16 protein-coding genes are annotated in these 16,673 nt (G+C 68.0%); 7 read left to right on the top strand and 9 right to left on the bottom strand.

Going from position 1 to position 16,673, the window contains the following annotated elements; all coding sequences use genetic code 11:
* Positions 1–44: 44 nt before the first annotated feature.
* The 6 genes from ABT369_RS08790 to ABT369_RS08765 all read right to left on the bottom strand — a co-directional run bounded on the left by ABT369_RS08790 (position 45) and on the right by ABT369_RS08765 (position 6,438).
* Complete coding sequence (locus ABT369_RS08790; RefSeq protein ID WP_350611127.1) at positions 45–911, bottom strand: ABC transporter permease; 867 nt, start codon at positions 909–911, stop codon at positions 45–47.
* Positions 908–1,909, bottom strand: a complete 1,002-nt coding sequence (locus ABT369_RS08785) for an ABC transporter substrate-binding protein (RefSeq protein ID WP_350611126.1) — start codon at positions 1,907–1,909, stop codon at positions 908–910. Before ABT369_RS08785 ends, ABT369_RS08790 begins: the two co-directional genes overlap by 4 nt.
* A 147-nt stretch (positions 1,910–2,056) precedes the next feature.
* Positions 2,057–2,899, bottom strand: coding sequence for an ABC transporter ATP-binding protein (locus tag ABT369_RS08780; RefSeq protein WP_350611125.1), 843 nt, complete (start codon positions 2,897–2,899; stop codon positions 2,057–2,059).
* A gap of 13 nt (positions 2,900–2,912) precedes the next feature.
* Positions 2,913–3,794, bottom strand: a complete 882-nt coding sequence (locus ABT369_RS08775; protein WP_350611124.1) for a hypothetical protein — start codon at positions 3,792–3,794, stop codon at positions 2,913–2,915.
* Positions 3,795–3,846: 52 nt separating this feature from the next.
* Positions 3,847–5,472, bottom strand: coding sequence for a thiamine pyrophosphate-binding protein (locus ABT369_RS08770; protein ID WP_350611123.1), 1,626 nt, complete (start codon positions 5,470–5,472; stop codon positions 3,847–3,849).
* 69 nt (positions 5,473–5,541) lie between these two features.
* Positions 5,542–6,438 carry a hypothetical protein gene (locus ABT369_RS08765; RefSeq protein ID WP_350611122.1) on the bottom strand — a complete coding sequence of 299 codons (897 nt, stop codon included), beginning with the start codon at positions 6,436–6,438 and terminating at the stop codon, positions 5,542–5,544.
* Positions 6,439–6,650: 212 nt separating this feature from the next.
* Between ABT369_RS08765 and ABT369_RS08760 the strand changes: the two genes are divergently transcribed.
* From ABT369_RS08760 to ABT369_RS08750, 3 genes are all read left to right on the top strand, one after another.
* On the top strand, positions 6,651–7,172 hold the full coding sequence (locus ABT369_RS08760) for a MarR family winged helix-turn-helix transcriptional regulator (protein ID WP_350611121.1): 522 nt from the start codon (positions 6,651–6,653) through the stop codon (positions 7,170–7,172).
* Positions 7,173–7,499: 327 nt separating this feature from the next.
* Positions 7,500–9,200: a thiamine pyrophosphate-dependent enzyme gene (locus ABT369_RS08755; protein WP_350611342.1), complete on the top strand. Its 1,701-nt coding sequence runs from the start codon at positions 7,500–7,502 to the stop codon at positions 9,198–9,200.
* Between the two features lie 26 nt (positions 9,201–9,226).
* Entirely contained in the window at positions 9,227–10,024 is a 798-nt protein-coding gene (locus ABT369_RS08750; protein WP_350611120.1) for an SDR family NAD(P)-dependent oxidoreductase, read from the top strand.
* On the opposite strand, the gene ABT369_RS08745 is transcribed toward ABT369_RS08750, so the two are convergent.
* Positions 9,973–10,206 (bottom strand): hypothetical protein, encoded by a 234-nt coding sequence (locus tag ABT369_RS08745; RefSeq protein WP_350611119.1) that lies wholly within the window; start codon positions 10,204–10,206, stop codon positions 9,973–9,975. The two genes, ABT369_RS08750 and ABT369_RS08745, sit on opposite strands and share 52 nt — an antisense overlap.
* Positions 10,207–10,348: 142 nt before the next feature.
* Between ABT369_RS08745 and ABT369_RS08740 the strand changes: the two genes are divergently transcribed.
* The 3 genes from ABT369_RS08740 to ABT369_RS08730 all read left to right on the top strand — a co-directional run bounded on the left by ABT369_RS08740 (position 10,349) and on the right by ABT369_RS08730 (position 12,888).
* Positions 10,349–10,912 carry an isochorismatase family protein gene (locus tag ABT369_RS08740; protein WP_350611118.1) on the top strand — a complete coding sequence of 188 codons (564 nt, stop codon included), beginning with the start codon at positions 10,349–10,351 and terminating at the stop codon, positions 10,910–10,912.
* A 46-nt stretch (positions 10,913–10,958) separates the two neighbouring features.
* Complete coding sequence (locus tag ABT369_RS08735; protein WP_350611117.1) at positions 10,959–11,888, top strand: HpcH/HpaI aldolase/citrate lyase family protein; 930 nt, start codon at positions 10,959–10,961, stop codon at positions 11,886–11,888.
* A gap of 244 nt (positions 11,889–12,132) precedes the next feature.
* Positions 12,133–12,888: a DUF6928 family protein gene (locus tag ABT369_RS08730; RefSeq protein WP_350611116.1), complete on the top strand. Its 756-nt coding sequence runs from the start codon at positions 12,133–12,135 to the stop codon at positions 12,886–12,888.
* A gap of 218 nt (positions 12,889–13,106) precedes the next feature.
* Here the strand turns inward: ABT369_RS08730 and ABT369_RS08725 are convergent, their stop codons facing one another.
* Positions 13,107–14,531 (bottom strand): MFS transporter, encoded by a 1,425-nt coding sequence (locus ABT369_RS08725; RefSeq protein WP_350611115.1) that lies wholly within the window; start codon positions 14,529–14,531, stop codon positions 13,107–13,109.
* A 39-nt stretch (positions 14,532–14,570) separates the two neighbouring features.
* Here ABT369_RS08725 and ABT369_RS08720 point away from each other — a divergent pair, with 39 nt between their 5' ends.
* Positions 14,571–15,503 carry a LysR family transcriptional regulator gene (locus tag ABT369_RS08720; RefSeq protein WP_350611114.1) on the top strand — a complete coding sequence of 311 codons (933 nt, stop codon included), beginning with the start codon at positions 14,571–14,573 and terminating at the stop codon, positions 15,501–15,503.
* 206 nt (positions 15,504–15,709) lie between these two features.
* Here the strand turns inward: ABT369_RS08720 and ABT369_RS08715 are convergent, their stop codons facing one another.
* The gene (locus ABT369_RS08715; protein WP_350611113.1) at positions 15,710–16,663 is read right to left on the bottom strand and encodes an aldo/keto reductase; all 954 of its coding nucleotides are present in this window, start codon (positions 16,661–16,663) and stop codon (positions 15,710–15,712) included.
* Positions 16,664–16,673: the final 10 nt, after the last annotated feature.

Here is a 16,673-nt window from a genome sequence, read left to right as displayed (position 1 = left end):
ATTCACCCCGAACGTTGTGCGCAGAACATGCCTCGCGTTGAACGTCATGACGTGCGCCACCGATCGAAGTACCTCTCGACCTGGGTCAGCAGTGCCGTGGCGACCATGCCGAGAGCGGAGATCACCACCACCGCGACGAACAGCCGGTCAGTAGCGAAGTTGTTCGCCGACGTCACGACGACGAAGCCCAGGCCCTTGGTCGACGCGATGAATTCCGCCAGGACGACCCCGAGCCATGCCGCGCCGATACCGAGCCGCAGGCCGGAGCTGATCGCCGGAATGCTGCCCGGAAGCACCACCGTACGCAGCACCCGCAGGTCCGACGAGCCGTACGACCGGGACATCGCGATCAGCGAGGGTTCGATCGTGACAACGCCGGCGCGTGCGTTGACGATGACCGGGACGACGGCGCTGAGCACCACCACCCACAGCTTGGACTGAAATCCGATCCCGAACCAGATGACGAACAACGGCGCGATGGCGATACGCGGGCTGCTGTTGAGGAAGATGACCAGGGGATTTACCAGAGCGTCCAGTCGCGGGTACCAACCCATCAGGATGCCCAGCGGAACCCCGATGGCCACCGAGATGGCGAAGCCGAGCGCAAACTCCTGACTGCTCGCGCCGATATCCGACCAGCCGGTCCCGCCCGGCCCGAAGTAGTCCTTCATCGAGTGCCAGACCAGGCTGGGTGAGCTGCTGAACGACTTCTTCGCCCAACCCAGCTCGGCGGCGAGCTCCCACATACCGAGCACCGCGGCGACGCCCACCGCGCCGAGCACGATGCGCTCCCGGCGCTTGTATGCACCAACCAGCCGTTGCACGAAACGTCCGCCTATCCGCCCCTTGTCCGGGGTCGCATCCGAAACCTCGATCGGCCGGGCGACACGGTCTGTCGTTGAGCTGGTCATGACGCCGGCAGCAGTGCGGTGTTGACGACGGTCGACGGATCGTACGAATCGAACTTCGCGACCTCGAACTTTTCGAGTGCGCGAATCACGGAGGTGGCGTTGTCGGCCGTGAACGCACTCATGTTGTATGACCCGGCAGCGATCTGGGCCTCGATCTGCCCATTGGCCGTCTCCAATTTGATCGACGCGGCCTTCGCCAGCACTTCCGCCGCCTTCGCCGGGTCGGCGATGATCTGCTTCGCTGCCGCGTTGACGCAGGCGAGCAGGCCCTTGACGGCGTCGGGGTTGTCGTTGAGGAACTTTCGCTGCACGGCGATCACGGTCCTGTTGAGGTTGTCGAGCGTCGCGTTTCCGCGGGTCGACATCAGCTGGTACACCCCGTTTGCGCCGGCCACTTCCGGGACTGGCGGCGAGTACAGGAATCCCTGAATGGCACCCGACGCCGCCTGGCCGAACAATGCCGAACTGCTGCCCGCATAGGTGATCGCCACGTCGGTGCCGACCGTGAGACCGTTCTGGGACAGCAACTCACGGATCGCCACGTCGCTCGTCGAACCCTTGGCCGGCGCACCAACCGTTTTGTCCTTCAGGTCCGCGATGGACTTGACGTCCTTGGCGACGAACAGGGACAGGGGAAGCGGTCCCATTCCACCGACGATCGTGGTCGAGGCGGGCTCCTTGGAGGATGCGATCAGGAACGAGCCACCCCCCAAGCGCAAAGCCTGGATCTGACCTGCCGCCAGCGCTCCCGGCGCGGTCGCCTGAGAAATGACCTGCATCTTCGGCTTGACGCCGTAGGGCTCGCAGATGCTCGGATTGTTTGCCATGATCACCTCAGGCACCAGGCCCGCGCCGGCGCCGAGGTAGGCATAGGAGACAGTCGTGAGCGAGCCTGTCGTCTGCGAGTCGGCCGAGTCCGGCGAACACGCGGTCGCGGTCAGTGCAATCGCCGACGCCAGACCCAGGCTCGCGACCTTGCGCAGGTACACGGAGCCCATGCCCGAACTTCGTAATGGGCGAGCACCCCTTCTACTGATCGTCATCTCGATGTCTCCTTCGTTTTTGGGTTTGATCAACGACCTAACTGGCACCGGAGCGGCGCCCTTGCTGCGTACTGCCGTCCCCGCACCGGGGGTCCGGTTCGACTAGACCTGTTCGGCCGCGAGAAGCGACCAGATGTGCTCGACGTAGCCGTTGAAATCCGGATGCAACCGGGTGTTACGCGTCCGCGGCCACGGCAAATCGATCTCGATAGCATTCGTGATATGGGAGGCCGGCCCCTTGGTGCTCACCAGAACGCGGTTCCCGAGCAAAACCGCCTCGTCGATCTGGTGGGTGATGAAGAGCCCGGCCTTGTCGGTGTCCGCCCAGATACGCATCAGCTCGGCCTGCAACATCTCGCGCTGCTGTGCGTCGAGCGAGGCGAACGGCTCGTCGAACAGCAGCAGCTTCGGGTCGGCCGCCAAAGCCCGGGCCAGGTTCGTCCGCTGCTGCATCCCACCCGACAACTGGTAGGGATACGACTTGGCGAAGTTCGACAAGCCGACGATCGCAAGCAGCTCGTGCGCCCGTTCGCGGGCCACCGACTTGGCGGTACCGTACGACCTCAGGCCGTATGCCGCGTTGTCCTCGACGGTCATCCAGGGCAGCAGCGAGGCCTTCTGGAACACAACCGCCCGGTCGGCGGCCGGACCGGTGACCGGGCGGCCGTTCACCGCGAGACTCCCGGACCGAACCGGCATCAAGCCGGCCACCGCCGACAGGACGGTCGACTTGCCGCACCCGCTCGGCCCCACGATGCACACCATCTCGGACGGCCGGACATCGAACGTGGCTTCCGCGACCGCGACGAACGGCTCGCTCCGGCCGCGGATGGTGTAGCCGATCGAGATGTTCCGGGCACGAACGCCGAAGTTTTCCTCGGCCGCCGTGACCGGCTTGCTCTTCGACGACGTCACGTCGCCGCTCGCGCGCTCTGCCTCGCTCACGTGTCGCCCCGTTCTAGTCGAGCCGCGGGAACTCGGCCACATTGAGCTCTACCGTCGTGGCGCTGGAGACCTCGACCTGCTCGTCCCGAGGGATGTAGACGTAGGTGAGCTCCGGGTAGGTCCTGCCATCGATGACCAGACCGGCGTCTCGAGTCCAGGCGACCTGCCCTCGCGCCGGCCCGAACGTGTAGGCGGCGCCGGCGCTCAGGCGAAGCATCGACAGCCGAAGGTCACCGTTCGGTCCGGCGTGGTCGAAGAACGAGCCCAGGTGCTTGACCTCGACTCCCGGCGCGGTCTCGTAGTACTCGAACGCCGCCGTGTGCACGAGGATCGGCTCGTCGTAGCCCTCCTGCGGTACGACGAACTTCTTGCCCGTCTGAATCGCGAACTGCTCCTCGTAGACGGCCTGCACGCTGTCGTTCTCGCGACGCTCACCAGTATCTGAATCGATCTCGACGAACACGCCGTTCTCGAAGCTGCCACGCGCCTTCAACCGCTCCATGGCCTCGGGTTGCAGCGAGTCCCAGCCCGGACCGTGCTGGTGCTCGTTGCCGAAGCCGAGCTGCAGGGCGATGCTGATGCCCTGGTCCTTCAACTGCGGCCCGTAGTAGGCGCCGCGCGGAAAATACGCCAGGTCACCCGACGGAATGTTCTTTCCCGGGGCGTAGTTCACCGGGCCGGCCTCGGCCCATCGAACCTGCTGGAACGCGTGGTGGTGGCGCGGGGTGGTGGAGGCTGCGCCGCCCGGCTGGAACTGACTGCGGAAGGCCTTGAAGTTCAGCCCGTCGGGCGCCTCCTCCTTGAACAGCCACTGCCGGATGGTTGCACCGGGCCGAACCGATCCCGTCTCGTTCTGCTTCCAGGTTGGAATCTCGCCGGCGACGACAACTTTCATGAGCGACCTCCTGTGAGCGACATCTCGACATCTGGCGCGAGACATATTTCGGCTAATCCGTGAATGCGGGCGACACTGGATCGAGCTTGACATCGATCAGCAGCGGCCGATCACGTTCCTGAATCACGGCGGGAAGCCGTGCAAGATCGTCGGCGTTACGGATAGAAAAGCCGCGACCACCGAGCGATTCGGCCACCTCAGCAAATTCCGGCCAGGCGAACACGCACGACCGCACGTCGAATTCGCGAGCTTTGAGCTTTCGGTACTCGGATCCGTAGGTGCCGTCGTTACAGACGAAGACCACAAGATCCAGGCCATGGCGGACGGCGGTGTTGAATTCGGCCAGGCCGCCGAGCATGAATCCCCCGTCGCCGACGACGGCAACCGTCGGCGCGCCGGCCGCGGCGCAGGACATCCCGATAGCCGTGGAGACCGCGTTGCCGACCGCTCCGAATCCCCGGAACGAACAACTCCATGCCTGCGGCCGCGCCACCTCCAGATGCGCCACCGCATGCGAGGCGAACCGCCCCCCGTCGAGCGCGATGCACCGCTGCGGTGGCAACGCGTCGTTGAGTGCCAGCAGGGCTTGGTCGATGTCGACGGTGCCCGGCGCCGCGGCGCCGTCCTGCCACCGTGCGGCGCGGCCCCGATGCGGCAGCGTCGTGCGGAACGTCGTCGCCGTGTGTTCAGCCTCGGCCAGCCATTCCACAACCATCTCGGCGAAGGCTGTCGCGTCGGCGACCACCCCTGCGTCGATCGCATATTCGCGGCCCAGCGCGGACGGATCGGCATCGCATTGCACTACCGCTTTGCCCTGGAAATAGGGCCAGCCGTCGCCACCGGCGGTGAGCCGGTGCAGTCCCGCACCGACCGCGATGACACAGTCCGCTGCCTGTATCGCCTCGACCGTGCCGGGAGTCGAGAACGAACCGAGTACGCCGAGGTCGTACTCGTTACCGTGGAACAATCCCTTCGCGGGCAAGGTGGTGCACAGCGGCGCGCCGATCGCGTTGGCCAGTCGCTCGAGCGCCACACGTGCGGCCGATGTTCGAGCCCCCGCGCCGGCGAGGATCAATGGCCTTCTCGCGCTGGCGATGAGCCCGACCACGGCGTCCATCGCCGCGGGGTCGGGGGACGGACGCTGCCCGGGGCCCATGACGGGCCGCGGCGCGGGAGCACCACCCTCGACCTCCGCGAAGGTGAACTCGGCCGAGACGCTGAACACGATCGGCCGTCGCTCGACCGCCGCCCGCCAAAGGGCCCGGCGAAGGTCGGCGGCCATGGATCGGGGCGAGAGCGCCTGCTCGTACCCAGCGCCGGTCGGCGCGACCAGGGCTGCCTGGTCGATTTGCTGTGTGTGGCCGCGCTGGGCGTACACCGCGTCGCCGGAGAGCACGACAACGGCCGAGCGCTCCCTCGCCGCCGAGGTCAGGGCGGCGAGTGCATTCGCCAGCCCTGGACCGTAGGTGACAGTGGCGACTCCGACCCGGTCGGCGGCGTTGGCGCACCCCGCCGCCATCAAGACAGCCCCGGCCTCGTTGGCCGCCGCGACGTAGTTGCCCTCGTGTTCGGCGATCCAGTTGCCGATCGTGAACATGTTGCCGTTGCCGAGCACCCCGAAGATCGACTCGACCCCGTGCTCAGCCAGCGTGCCGGCCAGTGCCGCGTAGCCCTTCATCCCCACCTCTATCAACTGACGAATCGGCGTAGTGGGCCCGAAGCGGCGCCCGGGCAGCGTCGGCGGCCGTCAGACCGGCGGCAGGTCAAGGCGGGGGAACTCGACCACGTGCAGTTCGACGCCGTCGACACCGCTGATCTGAAGCTTTTCGTCGCGAGGGCAGTAGATCCAGGTCAGCCTCGGGTAGTCCCGGCCGTCGATTCGCAAGCCGGCCGAGATGCTCCACGCAAGCTGCGCGCGCTCGGCTCCGAACGAATACGAGCCACCGTCCGTGAGACGCAGCATGGCGAACCGCACGTCAGCGTCCGGGCCGGCGTGGTCGAAGAACCGCCCCATGTCCCGGATCTCGACACCCGGTGCCGCCTCGTAGTATTCGAAGGCGCCCGGGTGCATCAGAATGGCGGCGCCGTAGCCCTCGGCCGGCACGACGAAATCGTTGCCGGTGTGAGCCCGGTACTGCTCTTCGTAGAGGGCCTGAACGCTGTCGCTGACTCGCCGTTCGCCGGTCTCGGGGTCGACTTCGACGAAGAGGCCGTCCTCGAACGTTCCTCGCGCACGCAACCGGTCCAAGGCCTCAGCCTGGTACTTGTCCCACTTCGCGGTACCGTGCTGCTTCTCGTCGTGGAAGCCGAACTGGATCGTGATGACGGTACCGCTCTCGCGGCGCTGCGGCCCGTAGTAGGCCCCCTTGGGGAAGTAGGCGATGTCGCCCGCCAGTACGTACTGATCCGGCCCGAAGTTGACCGCGCCGTCCTCGGTGAACCGAATCTGCTGAAAGGCGTGGTGATGACGCGGGCTCGTCGCGGCGTCCGGGCCCGGTAGCCAGGTGTTCCGGCTGACGGTGAAACTGAGCCCGTCCGGCGCGTCGTCGCGCAGCAGCGACTGCCGAACGCCCTTGCCCGGCCGGATCGCACCCGCCTCGTTGCGTTCCTGGACCGGAACCTCTTCGACTACCACAACTTCCACGAACGCCTCCTAGGCCCAGCCGGCCATCGTTTCGGCCGTGTTAACAACTCTGTAGGTAGCTATAATAGATAGCTACCTAGCAGTGTCAAGACGTTCGCACACGGCCTCGGTCGACCGCCCCGACGGAGCCGGCACGGACGGCAGCCAGCCGCCTCGCGCATTGCCACGGGTCGCCACAGACCCCGCAGCGGCGGATTCGATACGCTGGTTGCGTGAGCGAGGACGACATCGACCGGTTCCGGGACCAAGTCAAGGCCCTGTATCAGCGCATGCGCCGGGAGCAACCGGCGATCGACGGCTTGCCGCGCTCGGCCCTGCAGGTCCTCACCGCCGCGGACAACGCGCAGTCCCCCATGCGCCCCGGACAGCTCACCGCACAGCTTCACATGACCAGCCCGAACATGGCCGCCGCGCTGCGCGAGCTCGAGGCACACGGCCTGATAACGCGCGAACCCGACCCCGCCGACAAGCGGCAGAAGTTTGTCTATGTCACGGAGATCGGCCACCGGGTCGTCGTCGAAAACCGTGACAGCCGGCACGCCTGGTTGCGAGACGCCATCGAGCGCTCCCTCACCAGCCGGGAGCGGGCCCTGCTGTTCCAGGCGGGCGAGATCATGCAGCGGCTGGCCGACGACGGCCAGCGCCGGACGGTCATCACCATGCCACCCCGGGAGACCGGAACGGACGCGGGCACCGCACGAGCCTCGCTGAACGGCCGCCGTCGCCGTTCCTGAAGCAATGTCGCGCGCCCGACCGTGATGTCGCCGCGCGACACTCGATCCCCACCCGTCGACCGCGTGAAGCCGACCGCGGCGCTTGGACAACCGCGCCCGCCCGCCGCGAGGCCTGCGGACCCGGGGACCGGATCGTAGCCGCCGCCCCACCGGTCGAGGTCGAAGGCCAGCCGCGTGCTTGACACCCGCCGACCCGCCAATCACTATGCAATATAGGTATTTCCTGAGCGACCATGCTCAGTCGGATGGCGGGATGACGCTGCGGGATGTGTGGCGCTGACCCCTGGTGCGCCCGCCGAACAACAGGAAGCGACGCGTGACGTGACGATGCTCAAGCGAACGGGCGGCCAACTTCTCGTCGATTGCTTGCTTGCCCACGACATCCCGCTGATCACGTGCGTGCCGGGCGAAAGCTTCTTGCCCGTGATGGACGCCCTGCACGACCTGCCCCAGGCCGAAGGAGCACCTCGCCTGATTGTCACCAGGCACGAGGCGGCCGCGGCGAACATCGCCGAGGCGGCCGGAAAACTGACCGGGCGGCCGGCCGTCTGCCTGGTTACGCGGGGCCCCGGTGCCACACACGCGAGCATCGGCGTCCACACCGCGTTCCAGGACGGCACGCCGCTCATCCTCGTCATCGGACAAGTCCCTCGCCCCCATCTCGGACGCAATGCGTTCCAGGAGATGGACTACTCCCGGGTCTTCGGCAGCTCGGCCAAAGCGGTCGTCACGATCATGGAAGCCGACCGGATTCCGGAGCACGTGGCGCGGGCGGTGCACATCGCGCAGTCGGGGCGCCCAGGGCCGGTCGTGCTCGTTACCCCCGAGGACGTACTGGCCGAGGTCGACGTCGCCGTCGCCGCCCCGTTGCACGCACCGGCGTACGACGCACCGCTCATCTCCCCCGCCGACGCGGAGCGGCTCTGCGATGCCCTGACCCGGGCCCGCCGACCGATGATCATCGCCGGCGGGGCCGGCTGGGGCACTCGAGTAGGCGACGCCATCACCGCGTTCGCCGAGGTCAACTCGATTCCGATCGCCACCGCGTTCCGCTGGCAGGACTGCGTCGACAACTCCAGCGAGTCGTTCGTTGGTTATGTGGGCCTCGGCTGCGACCCCGCGTTGCGGGCCCGCCTCTTCGAAGCCGACCTTCTCCTGGCCTTCGGCGCCGGCCTCGACGATCCGACGAGCGGTGGCTTCGAACTCGACCGCCATCCCAACGTCATGGTCGTATCGCCGGCCGCCGCCGACCTGTGCCTCAACATGATTCCCACATCGGCTGTCATCGGCAGCCTCGAATCGGCCGCCGAGGTGCTGGCCACGATCGAGGTGGCGAAACAGCCGGAGCGCAAGGAATGGCTGGCCGACCTGCGCGCGGCATACCTGGCCTTCCGCACCCCGCGCTCCGGGCACGACGCACCCGTCGACCTGGCTCGCATCGTGTCCCACCTCGACAGCGTGCTTCCCGACGACGCGATCATCACCAACGGCGCCGGCAACTACACCGTGTGGGTGCAACGCTTCTACCGCTTTCGTCAGTTCCGAACCCAGCTGGCGCCCCGAAATGGAGCCATGGGCTACGGCATCCCCGCCGGTCTGGCCGCGGCCGCCCTCAAGCCCGGCACCACCGTCGTCACCTTCGACGGCGACGGCTGCGCGCTGATGAGCGGAAGCGAGATCGCCACGGCCGTGCAGTACGGCCTGAAGGTCGTGATCATCGTCGTGAACAACTCGATGCTGGGCACCATCCGGATGCACCAGGAGCGGTCGTACCCGGGCCGCCCCATCGGCACCCAGCTCACGAACCCCGACTTCGTGCAGTACGCCGCTTCCTTCGGGATCGCCGCATATCGCGTGGCCGGCACCGAGGACTTTGCGGCCGCATTCGCCGGCGCACTGCGGCAGGACGGCCCGGCGTTGATCGAGGTCCAGACCGACCCGGCCCAGCTGACGCCCGACCTTCGCCTCGACCTTGCCACCACCGCCGGCGCCGGGAACCGGCTCACACCCGGGATGCAGGCCGAGTGATACCGAACCTCCGCGATCGCGTCGCCGTGGTGACAGGCGCGGGCGGCGGCATCGGCCGGGCCACGGCGGCACTGCTGCACTCGCGAGGCGCGCGCGTCGCCTTGCTCGACGTCAGACCCGACCGGCTGAGCGAATGCGCCGAACAGCTGACGGGCGACGCGCCGAGCGTCAGCTGCGTCGTCGACGTAGCCGACCGCGACGCCGTCAGCGAGGCGGTCGCCGACGTCGAGCGCGAGCTCGGCCGGCCGAGCGTCCTGGTCAACAGCGTGGGCTGGCTCGGCCCGCTGGACCGCACCGTATGGCAGTACGACCCGGCCGAGTGGCAAACCGTGTTCGACGTCAACCTCAACGGGCCGGTCAACTGCGTGCGGGCCGTGCTGCCCCGCATGATGCAAGCCGCGCCCGAGCCGTGTCACATCGTCAACGTGGCCTCGACGGCGGGCATCTGGGCAGAGCGCCGGGCAGGCGCGTACGGAGCGGCTAAACACGCCCTCGTCGCCTACACGGAGACCTTGGAGGCGCAACTGCAACCGATCGCGCCCACGATCGGGATCTCCCTGGTGTGCCCCGGGGCGGTACCCACCAATCTCAACCTCTCGTTGCGCAACGCCGGCGACGCAACGGAATGGCGTCAGCCCGAGGAGGTCGCCGAGCCGATCGTGCGGGCGATCGAGCGCGGCGACTTCTACGTCTTCACCCACGAGAGCACCGAAGCGCGCTACCGCGCCTATCTCTCCCGCATCTTCGCCGCGTTCCGCTCCGCCGACGCCGATCAGGACTCCCGCGCGCGCGTACCGAGGACCAGCGCCAGCTCGCCCTTGTGAGACGGCCGAGGCGAACGAGCGGTCACCCGGATCCCGACGAAACCGGCATCGTGCAGAAACGACGTGGCCTCGGCGAGTGTCGAGCATGTCCGGTCGTGAACCTCATCCTCGCCGAACCGGGCATCGGGATCGCGATGCAGGTCGTAGTCCGCGAACACACCGCCGGGCGCCAGATGCTCCATGGCCTTGCGAAAGCCAGTGGTAGCCGCCCGTGCCCAGACCATCAGACATACCGGCCCCTCCTCTGATCTTGCTCCAGATAGCTACTTAGGTATATGTTTTTCATAGCTATCTCGTCAGGCCCGGTTCGCTGGAGGTCAGCTCGTGACCGTTACGGTCCTGGATCCCAAGACCGCCCTCATCGTCGTTGACCTGCAGACCAGTTCTCTGCGCGCGAACACCGTCCATCCGATGGCCGAGGTCGTCTCGAAAGCCGGACGTCTGGCCAACGGGTTTCGCCGGTCCGGACTCCCCGTGGTGCTCGTGAACGTGGGCGGCGTGAGCCCCGGCCGCAACGAGCGACCGAGGCGCGTTCACCGTTCACGCGGAGCCGAGGACCTGCAGTTCGCTGCGGGCCTCGATCAGCAATCGTCGGACCACGTCGTCACGAAGTACACCTGGAGCGCGTTCACCGCCACGGACCTGGCCGTCTACCTCGCCGCGCACGAGGTCACGCAGGTCGTCCTGGCCGGCGTGGCGACGAGCGCCGGTGTCGAGTCGACCGCCCGCCGGGCTCACGAGCTGGGCCTCAACGTCACGCTCGCCGTCGACGCGATGACCGATCTCGACGCGGACGCGCACGCCAATTCACTGAGGTGGATCTTCCCGCGCCTCGGCGAGTCGGGCACCACCGACGACATCCTGACCCTGCTCCCACCCTGCGCCTGATCCGGGCCGCACCGACGACACCCCGCCACGTACCTACGGAGGATTCATGATTCGCTCGATGCTGGTGGTTCCGCCGCTCACTCCCGGCATGCTCGACAAGGCGTTGACGACCGACGCCGACGCCTTGATGGTCGAGCTGGAGGACGGCATCCACCGCTCCCGCAAAGACGAGGCGCGACAGGCCGTGGCCGAGTTCATCGCCCGCGGAGAGTTCGCCGACAAGGTGATCCTCGTCCGCGTCAACGACGTCCTGACCCCGGCCGGTCAGGAGGACCTGCGGCGCCTGGCCGCCCTGCGGGCTCCCGCGGTCATCCTTCCGAAGGTGCGGTCGAAGCTCGACGTGGAGCGAGCGGACGAGATCATGAAGCGTGCCGAAACCGACGCGTCGATGCCGGTGGGCGGCACGCGAATCTGGGTCATGATCGAGACGACCGACGCGGTCCTGAACCTCGAGGAGATCGCCGCCGCTCCCCGCGTCGCCGGATTCACCTTCGGTGCCGGCGACATGTCCGCCGAACTTCGGGTCCGGCGCATCGGCGTCGGCGCCGACCGGCCGATCTGGTCGTTTCCGCTGGAGCTGATCTACGCGAAACAGCGAGCCGTCGCGGTCGCGCGCAGCCGTGGCCTGACGGTCCTCGACACCGGCTTCTCCAGTTTTCGCGACCTCGAGGGCACCGGCCGCGCCGCGCTCATCTCCGCGCAGATGGGCTTCGACGGCACCGGCTGCTTCAGCCCCAAACAGATCGCCCCGATCCACTCCGAATTCACCCCGACCAACCAGGAGTACGACTGGGCGTGCCGTGCCGTGGCCGCGCTGGCCGAGGCCGACCGGCGAGGAGAGACGGTCGTCGTGCTCGACGGCGAGATGGTCGAAGGCCCCCTCGTCCGCAGCGCACAGGCCATGATCCATCGATACGAAACCTACGCCGCTCGGGATCTCGCCCGGCAGGCGGCGCGGGCTGTCGCCGCGGCATAGCTGTGGCCTTCGCCGCCACCGGTGCCTCCGCACCAGTGGCGGCGTTCGGCGTCACCCGGCCGGCGTCAGCCGCGACCACCCGCCCTCCACCGCCGACCGCGCCGCCTGTGCCAGCCGGGCTCATCCAGCCTTGATCGTGACGGCCGAGAGCGCGTCGAACTGCGGGCGCGTAGCTGCCCCTTGTCGAGGCGTCGGCGGCCGGCCGTAGCCTGTGAAGATCATCCCGGCTGGAGGCGAAGGTTCGATGGGCGCGAAGACAGCACTGCTTGCTTTCACCGATGGTGGCCTTCGCCCCGCCCTGCGAGGCGCGGTTCGCTCGGAGCCGGCGCAGGTCATCGACCGCGTGCGCGAGCTGCACCCCGGCTACGAGGTGACGGCGATCGGCGACGGCTCGCTCGGTGACTATGCCTATCCGCCAGACGATACGAGCTACGCGACCGTCCTGGCCGGCGCCGAGCTGTTCTGCGACCGGCGACTCATCTGCGACCGCCCGTCGCAACTGCCGGACCGCCTGCTCGAAGCCGGCGCCGGCCGGCGGATCATCATGCACGGGATGCACTCAGCCTCCGACTGGCTGTGCTTCGCCGTGTGGGACAACGGCGACCTCGTCCGCTCGCTGAGCGTCTCACCAGACGGCGGCATCGGGGAGAACATCGGCGAGCCATTCGAGTTCGAGCTGCCCTACTGGGCGGGCGCGCATCCGGTCGAGCCGGCGTTTCCCGACAGTGGCCCGTACCCGCTGCCCTTCCACCCGCTGGAGCTGGGGGAAGACGCCCTGCGCGCGTTGTTCGGTTTCATCCTCGAAGGCCGCCCCGACCCGGACGACATCGATCCGTTCGACGTACACCTGCACGCCTTCCGGGTCGCCGACCCAACCGGTCGAGAACAGGCCGAACGCGAGGCGCGGATGCGACAGCTACTCCAGATGATGCGACCGCCGCGGCGCTACCGCTACATGCACGACGGCTCGCTCCGCGAAATCAGCAACGACGAAGCCTGACACCTGAGTCGGGATGCCGTACAGGGCAACCGCCGTCGTCCAGGGCGGCCACAGCTGAACGGACCAAGGTCAGCCCACCCAAGCCGGAGGCGTCAAGCCCCGCCACGAACCATCTTGGCCCAACCCCGTTTCGCTGTGCTCAACGCCAAGATCGTGCAGCTGGAGTCAGCCGGGACATCGTCGTAGCCAGCACCGGCCCCAGCCGATCAGGTTCCTGGTCATGCCGCGGTCGACCGCTGCCCCTTCGCGTTCTCCGGGCGGTTCCGGTGCCGACCACGGCCGCCGAGGCCGAACCACGCCGCAGCCGTGGCACAGATGACGGCAGCCAGTGCGAGAGCACCGCCGGTGCTGGTGCGGACGTTGGTGTGCAGCAGAGCGCCCATCGCGGCCACGCCCGCGGTCGCGCCGAGCTGTCGTACGGCGTTGAGCAGGCCGCTCCCGGCGCCGGCGACAGCCGGCGGGGCGGCGCTCAGCACCGCGGCGACCACGGCAGGCAGCACCAGCGACACACCGATCCCGACCACCAGGAGAGCAGCGGCGAGCCAGCCGTATCCGGCGGCCGACCAGGTTGCCAGTGCCAGCCCCGCGCTGCCGGCGGCGAGCAGCCCGAGTCCGCTGAGCACGGGCCGACGCGGCCCGAAGCGGCTCACCAGGCGGCTGGTCAGTGGCGGGTTGATGACGAACGGCAGTGTCAACGGCAGCAGGGCCAGACCGCTGGCGGCAGCGCCCAGGTGACGGTCCTGCTGAAGCAGCAACGGCAACACGAACAGGGTCCCGCTCAAGGTGAAGTTGACAGCCGCACCGACGAACAGGCCGGCCGGAATACCGGGGCCGGCCAGCAGCCCCCGGGGAAGCACTGGTGTACTACCGGTCCGCTCCAGCCGGGCGAACACCGCCACCGCAAGCACCGCCACCATCGCTGCTCCACCCGCATGCAGCCACGATGTCGCGCCGACGGCGATCACCGCGTCAGTGCCCGCGGCCACCGCGACGCCGAGGGCGGCTTGTGCCGTCCAATGGATACGCCGGTCGGTAACCGGGCAACACACCAGCGCACCCGAGGTCAACGCGAGCACGAGGACGGTGATCGGCACGTTGACCACGAACACCGCCCGCCAGCCAGCCAGGTCGACCAGCACACCGCCGGCGACCGGGCCGACGGCTACGGCGGCCCCGCTGATCGCCGCCCACGTGCCGACCGCCCTGGTACGTCGCGCCGGATCCGGATACAGCCGGGCGATCAGAGCCAGCGAAGCGGGCACACACGCGGCTGCCGCCGCCCCCTGCAGGACACGCAGCATGACCAACGCCGGCACGGTCGGCGCGGCCGCCGACAGCAGCGACAGCAGCCCGAACGCGGTGGCCCCGGCACGGAAGGTCCGGTGTGCGCCGTATCGGTCGGCCAGCGCTCCGGCGGACAACAGCAGCGCACCGAACACCACCGTGTAGCCGGTCGTCGTCCACTGCAGCCCGGCCACCGACGCGTGCAACGTCCGCGCCAGATCAGGCTCCGCGACGGCCAGAACAGTCATATCGAGCAGGACCATGAAATAGCCGAGCGAGACGCCCAACAGCGCGATGCTGCGCCGCACCGCCATGAAATCACGGCCGGCCGACGGAATGTCGGTCACAGGTTGAGTCACGCCGACACTGTCGCCAAGCATGCCCCGACGACTCCACCGGTGCATCCGAACCAGCATTCGGAAATACCGAATGCGCGGGCCGGGGTTATCGTCGGCGTGGAGCTTCGTCACCTTCGCGTCTTCGACGCCGTCGTACGCACCGGCACAGTCACCGAGGCCGCGGTGTCCCTCGGCATGGCCCCATCGAGCGTCTCCGAACAGGTCCGCGCCTTGGAACGCACGCTCACCGTGTCACTGTTCGACCGCCGCGCCGATGGCATGCGGTTGACCGGAGAGGGGCAACGCCTTGTCGGCTGGGCCCGCCAACTGCTCGACCTGGCGGACCGCGCAACTGCCGACATGACGGGTCAACGGCGAGACGTACGGCTCGGCGCACTGGAAACCCTAGTGGCCACCTGCGTTCCCGCCGTGCTGGCCCGACTCGCCGAACGCCGGCCCGAGCTTCGCGTCGGGATCCACCCCGGCACCGACCGGCTCGCTCTGCTCGCCGACGTCAACGCAGGACGGCTCGACGCGGCCCTGCTGCTCGACACCGGCACCACCCTCGGCGAACTCGGCTTCCAACCGCCAGCCGAATCATTGAGTTTCCTCGACCTCGCCCCAGTCCCGCTCACCCTCGTCACCCAACCCAACCACCAGCTACAACGTGAACAACCCCAACCCACGAACCTGCACGGCCAACGGCTGCTCCTCAACGCGCCGAACTGCTCGTTCGCACTGGCCGCCGATAAACTCCTCGGCCCCGGCCCCGAACGCGCCTTCGTCGGCTCGGTTGCCACCGCCCGCTCCTGGGCAGAACAGGGACTTGGCGTCGCTCTACTACCACAGTTCGCCATCACCGACGCTGTCCAAAACGGGACCCTGGCCGTCCTCGACTTCCCGCTGCCCGCGCTTACGCTGCGCCTCGTCTGGCGCGCCGACCGCGAAGAGAGACCACAAGTCCGCGACCTGCTCTACGCCGCCAGCACATAGTCCCAATCTCCCTGGGCAGAGAATCCCAACCTGCCTGATCGCGCCAGGCGGGACGGTCCGCCAGATGCTCGAACACCTAATGCCCGACCACTCCATCAAAATTCCGCACCAAACGGGCCCCAAGCAACATTCTCGCCCGCGATCGCAGCCGACCGGGGACGGGCCGAAGATGACCCGACCCCTGTGCCGGCTCGGCGAAGCGCTTGCTACATCTCGTGCTCCCACCATCCGCGCGTGTCGACGTCCGCGGCGTCCGCCAGCGCCTCCAGCTCCGAGATCTCCTCGTCGGCGAGCTCGATGCCGCGAGCTCGGACCAGCCCGTCGATGTAGCTCGCCTTCGTGACGCCGATGATCGGGGTGGTCCCCTTGGCGATGGCCCAGGCGGTGGCGACGTCGGCGGCGGACGCGCCTCGGTCCCCGCCGATCGCGTGCAACCTGTCCGTCAGCACCTGGAGCTTGGGCAGGATGCCGTTGTACGCGGCCGCCCGGTTGCTGCCCGCGGGCAACGGATGGGCCGGGCCGTACCTGCCGGTCAGCGCTCCCTGCTCGAGGACCATGTAGGAAAAGAACCGCACGTCGTGCTCGCGGCAGTAGTCGAGAATGCCCGCGCGCTCGGAGCTGCGGTACAGGAGACTGTAGTGGTTCTGGACCGCCTCCACGCGAAAGCCGGCCTCGCCGAGGATCTGGTCGGCAAGAGCGATCTCCTGCATGTTGTGGTTCGAGACGCCGACATGCTTGATCTTGCCGCTGCGCAGCAGCGGAATCAGCAGCGGCGTCCAGCGGGCCACGTCGGCGGGGTTGTGGATCCAGTACAAATCCACATATTCCGCACCCAATCGGTCAAGGCTCTGCTCCAGCATCCCCGCGACCGGATCGTCGCCGTCGCGCGCGGCCTGCGGGGTGAACTTCGTCGACAGCTGGTACTCGCTGCGGGCGTAGCCCTTCAGCGCCTGAGCGAGGACCGTCTCCGAGTGCCCCATGCCGTACACCACCGCGGTGTCCCACAAGGTGAGCCCGTTCGCTTGCGCCTTCTCGACGACCTCACGCAGGCCGGACGCGGTCAGCTGACTGCCGAAATAGCCGTCGCCCGCCTCGCCGCTGTCTCCCCAGGCCCACGTGCCCAGCGCCACCGTCGGCACTGCCAGCGTCTTGCTCGTCATGTCCCTACCT

The organism is Dactylosporangium sp. NPDC000244, from assembly GCF_040300725.1.
Taxonomy (GTDB): Bacteria; Actinomycetota; Actinomycetes; order Mycobacteriales; family Micromonosporaceae; genus Dactylosporangium.
The sequence above is the reverse complement of the archived record's forward strand: the minus strand, read 5'-3'. Positions and strand labels throughout refer to the sequence as shown.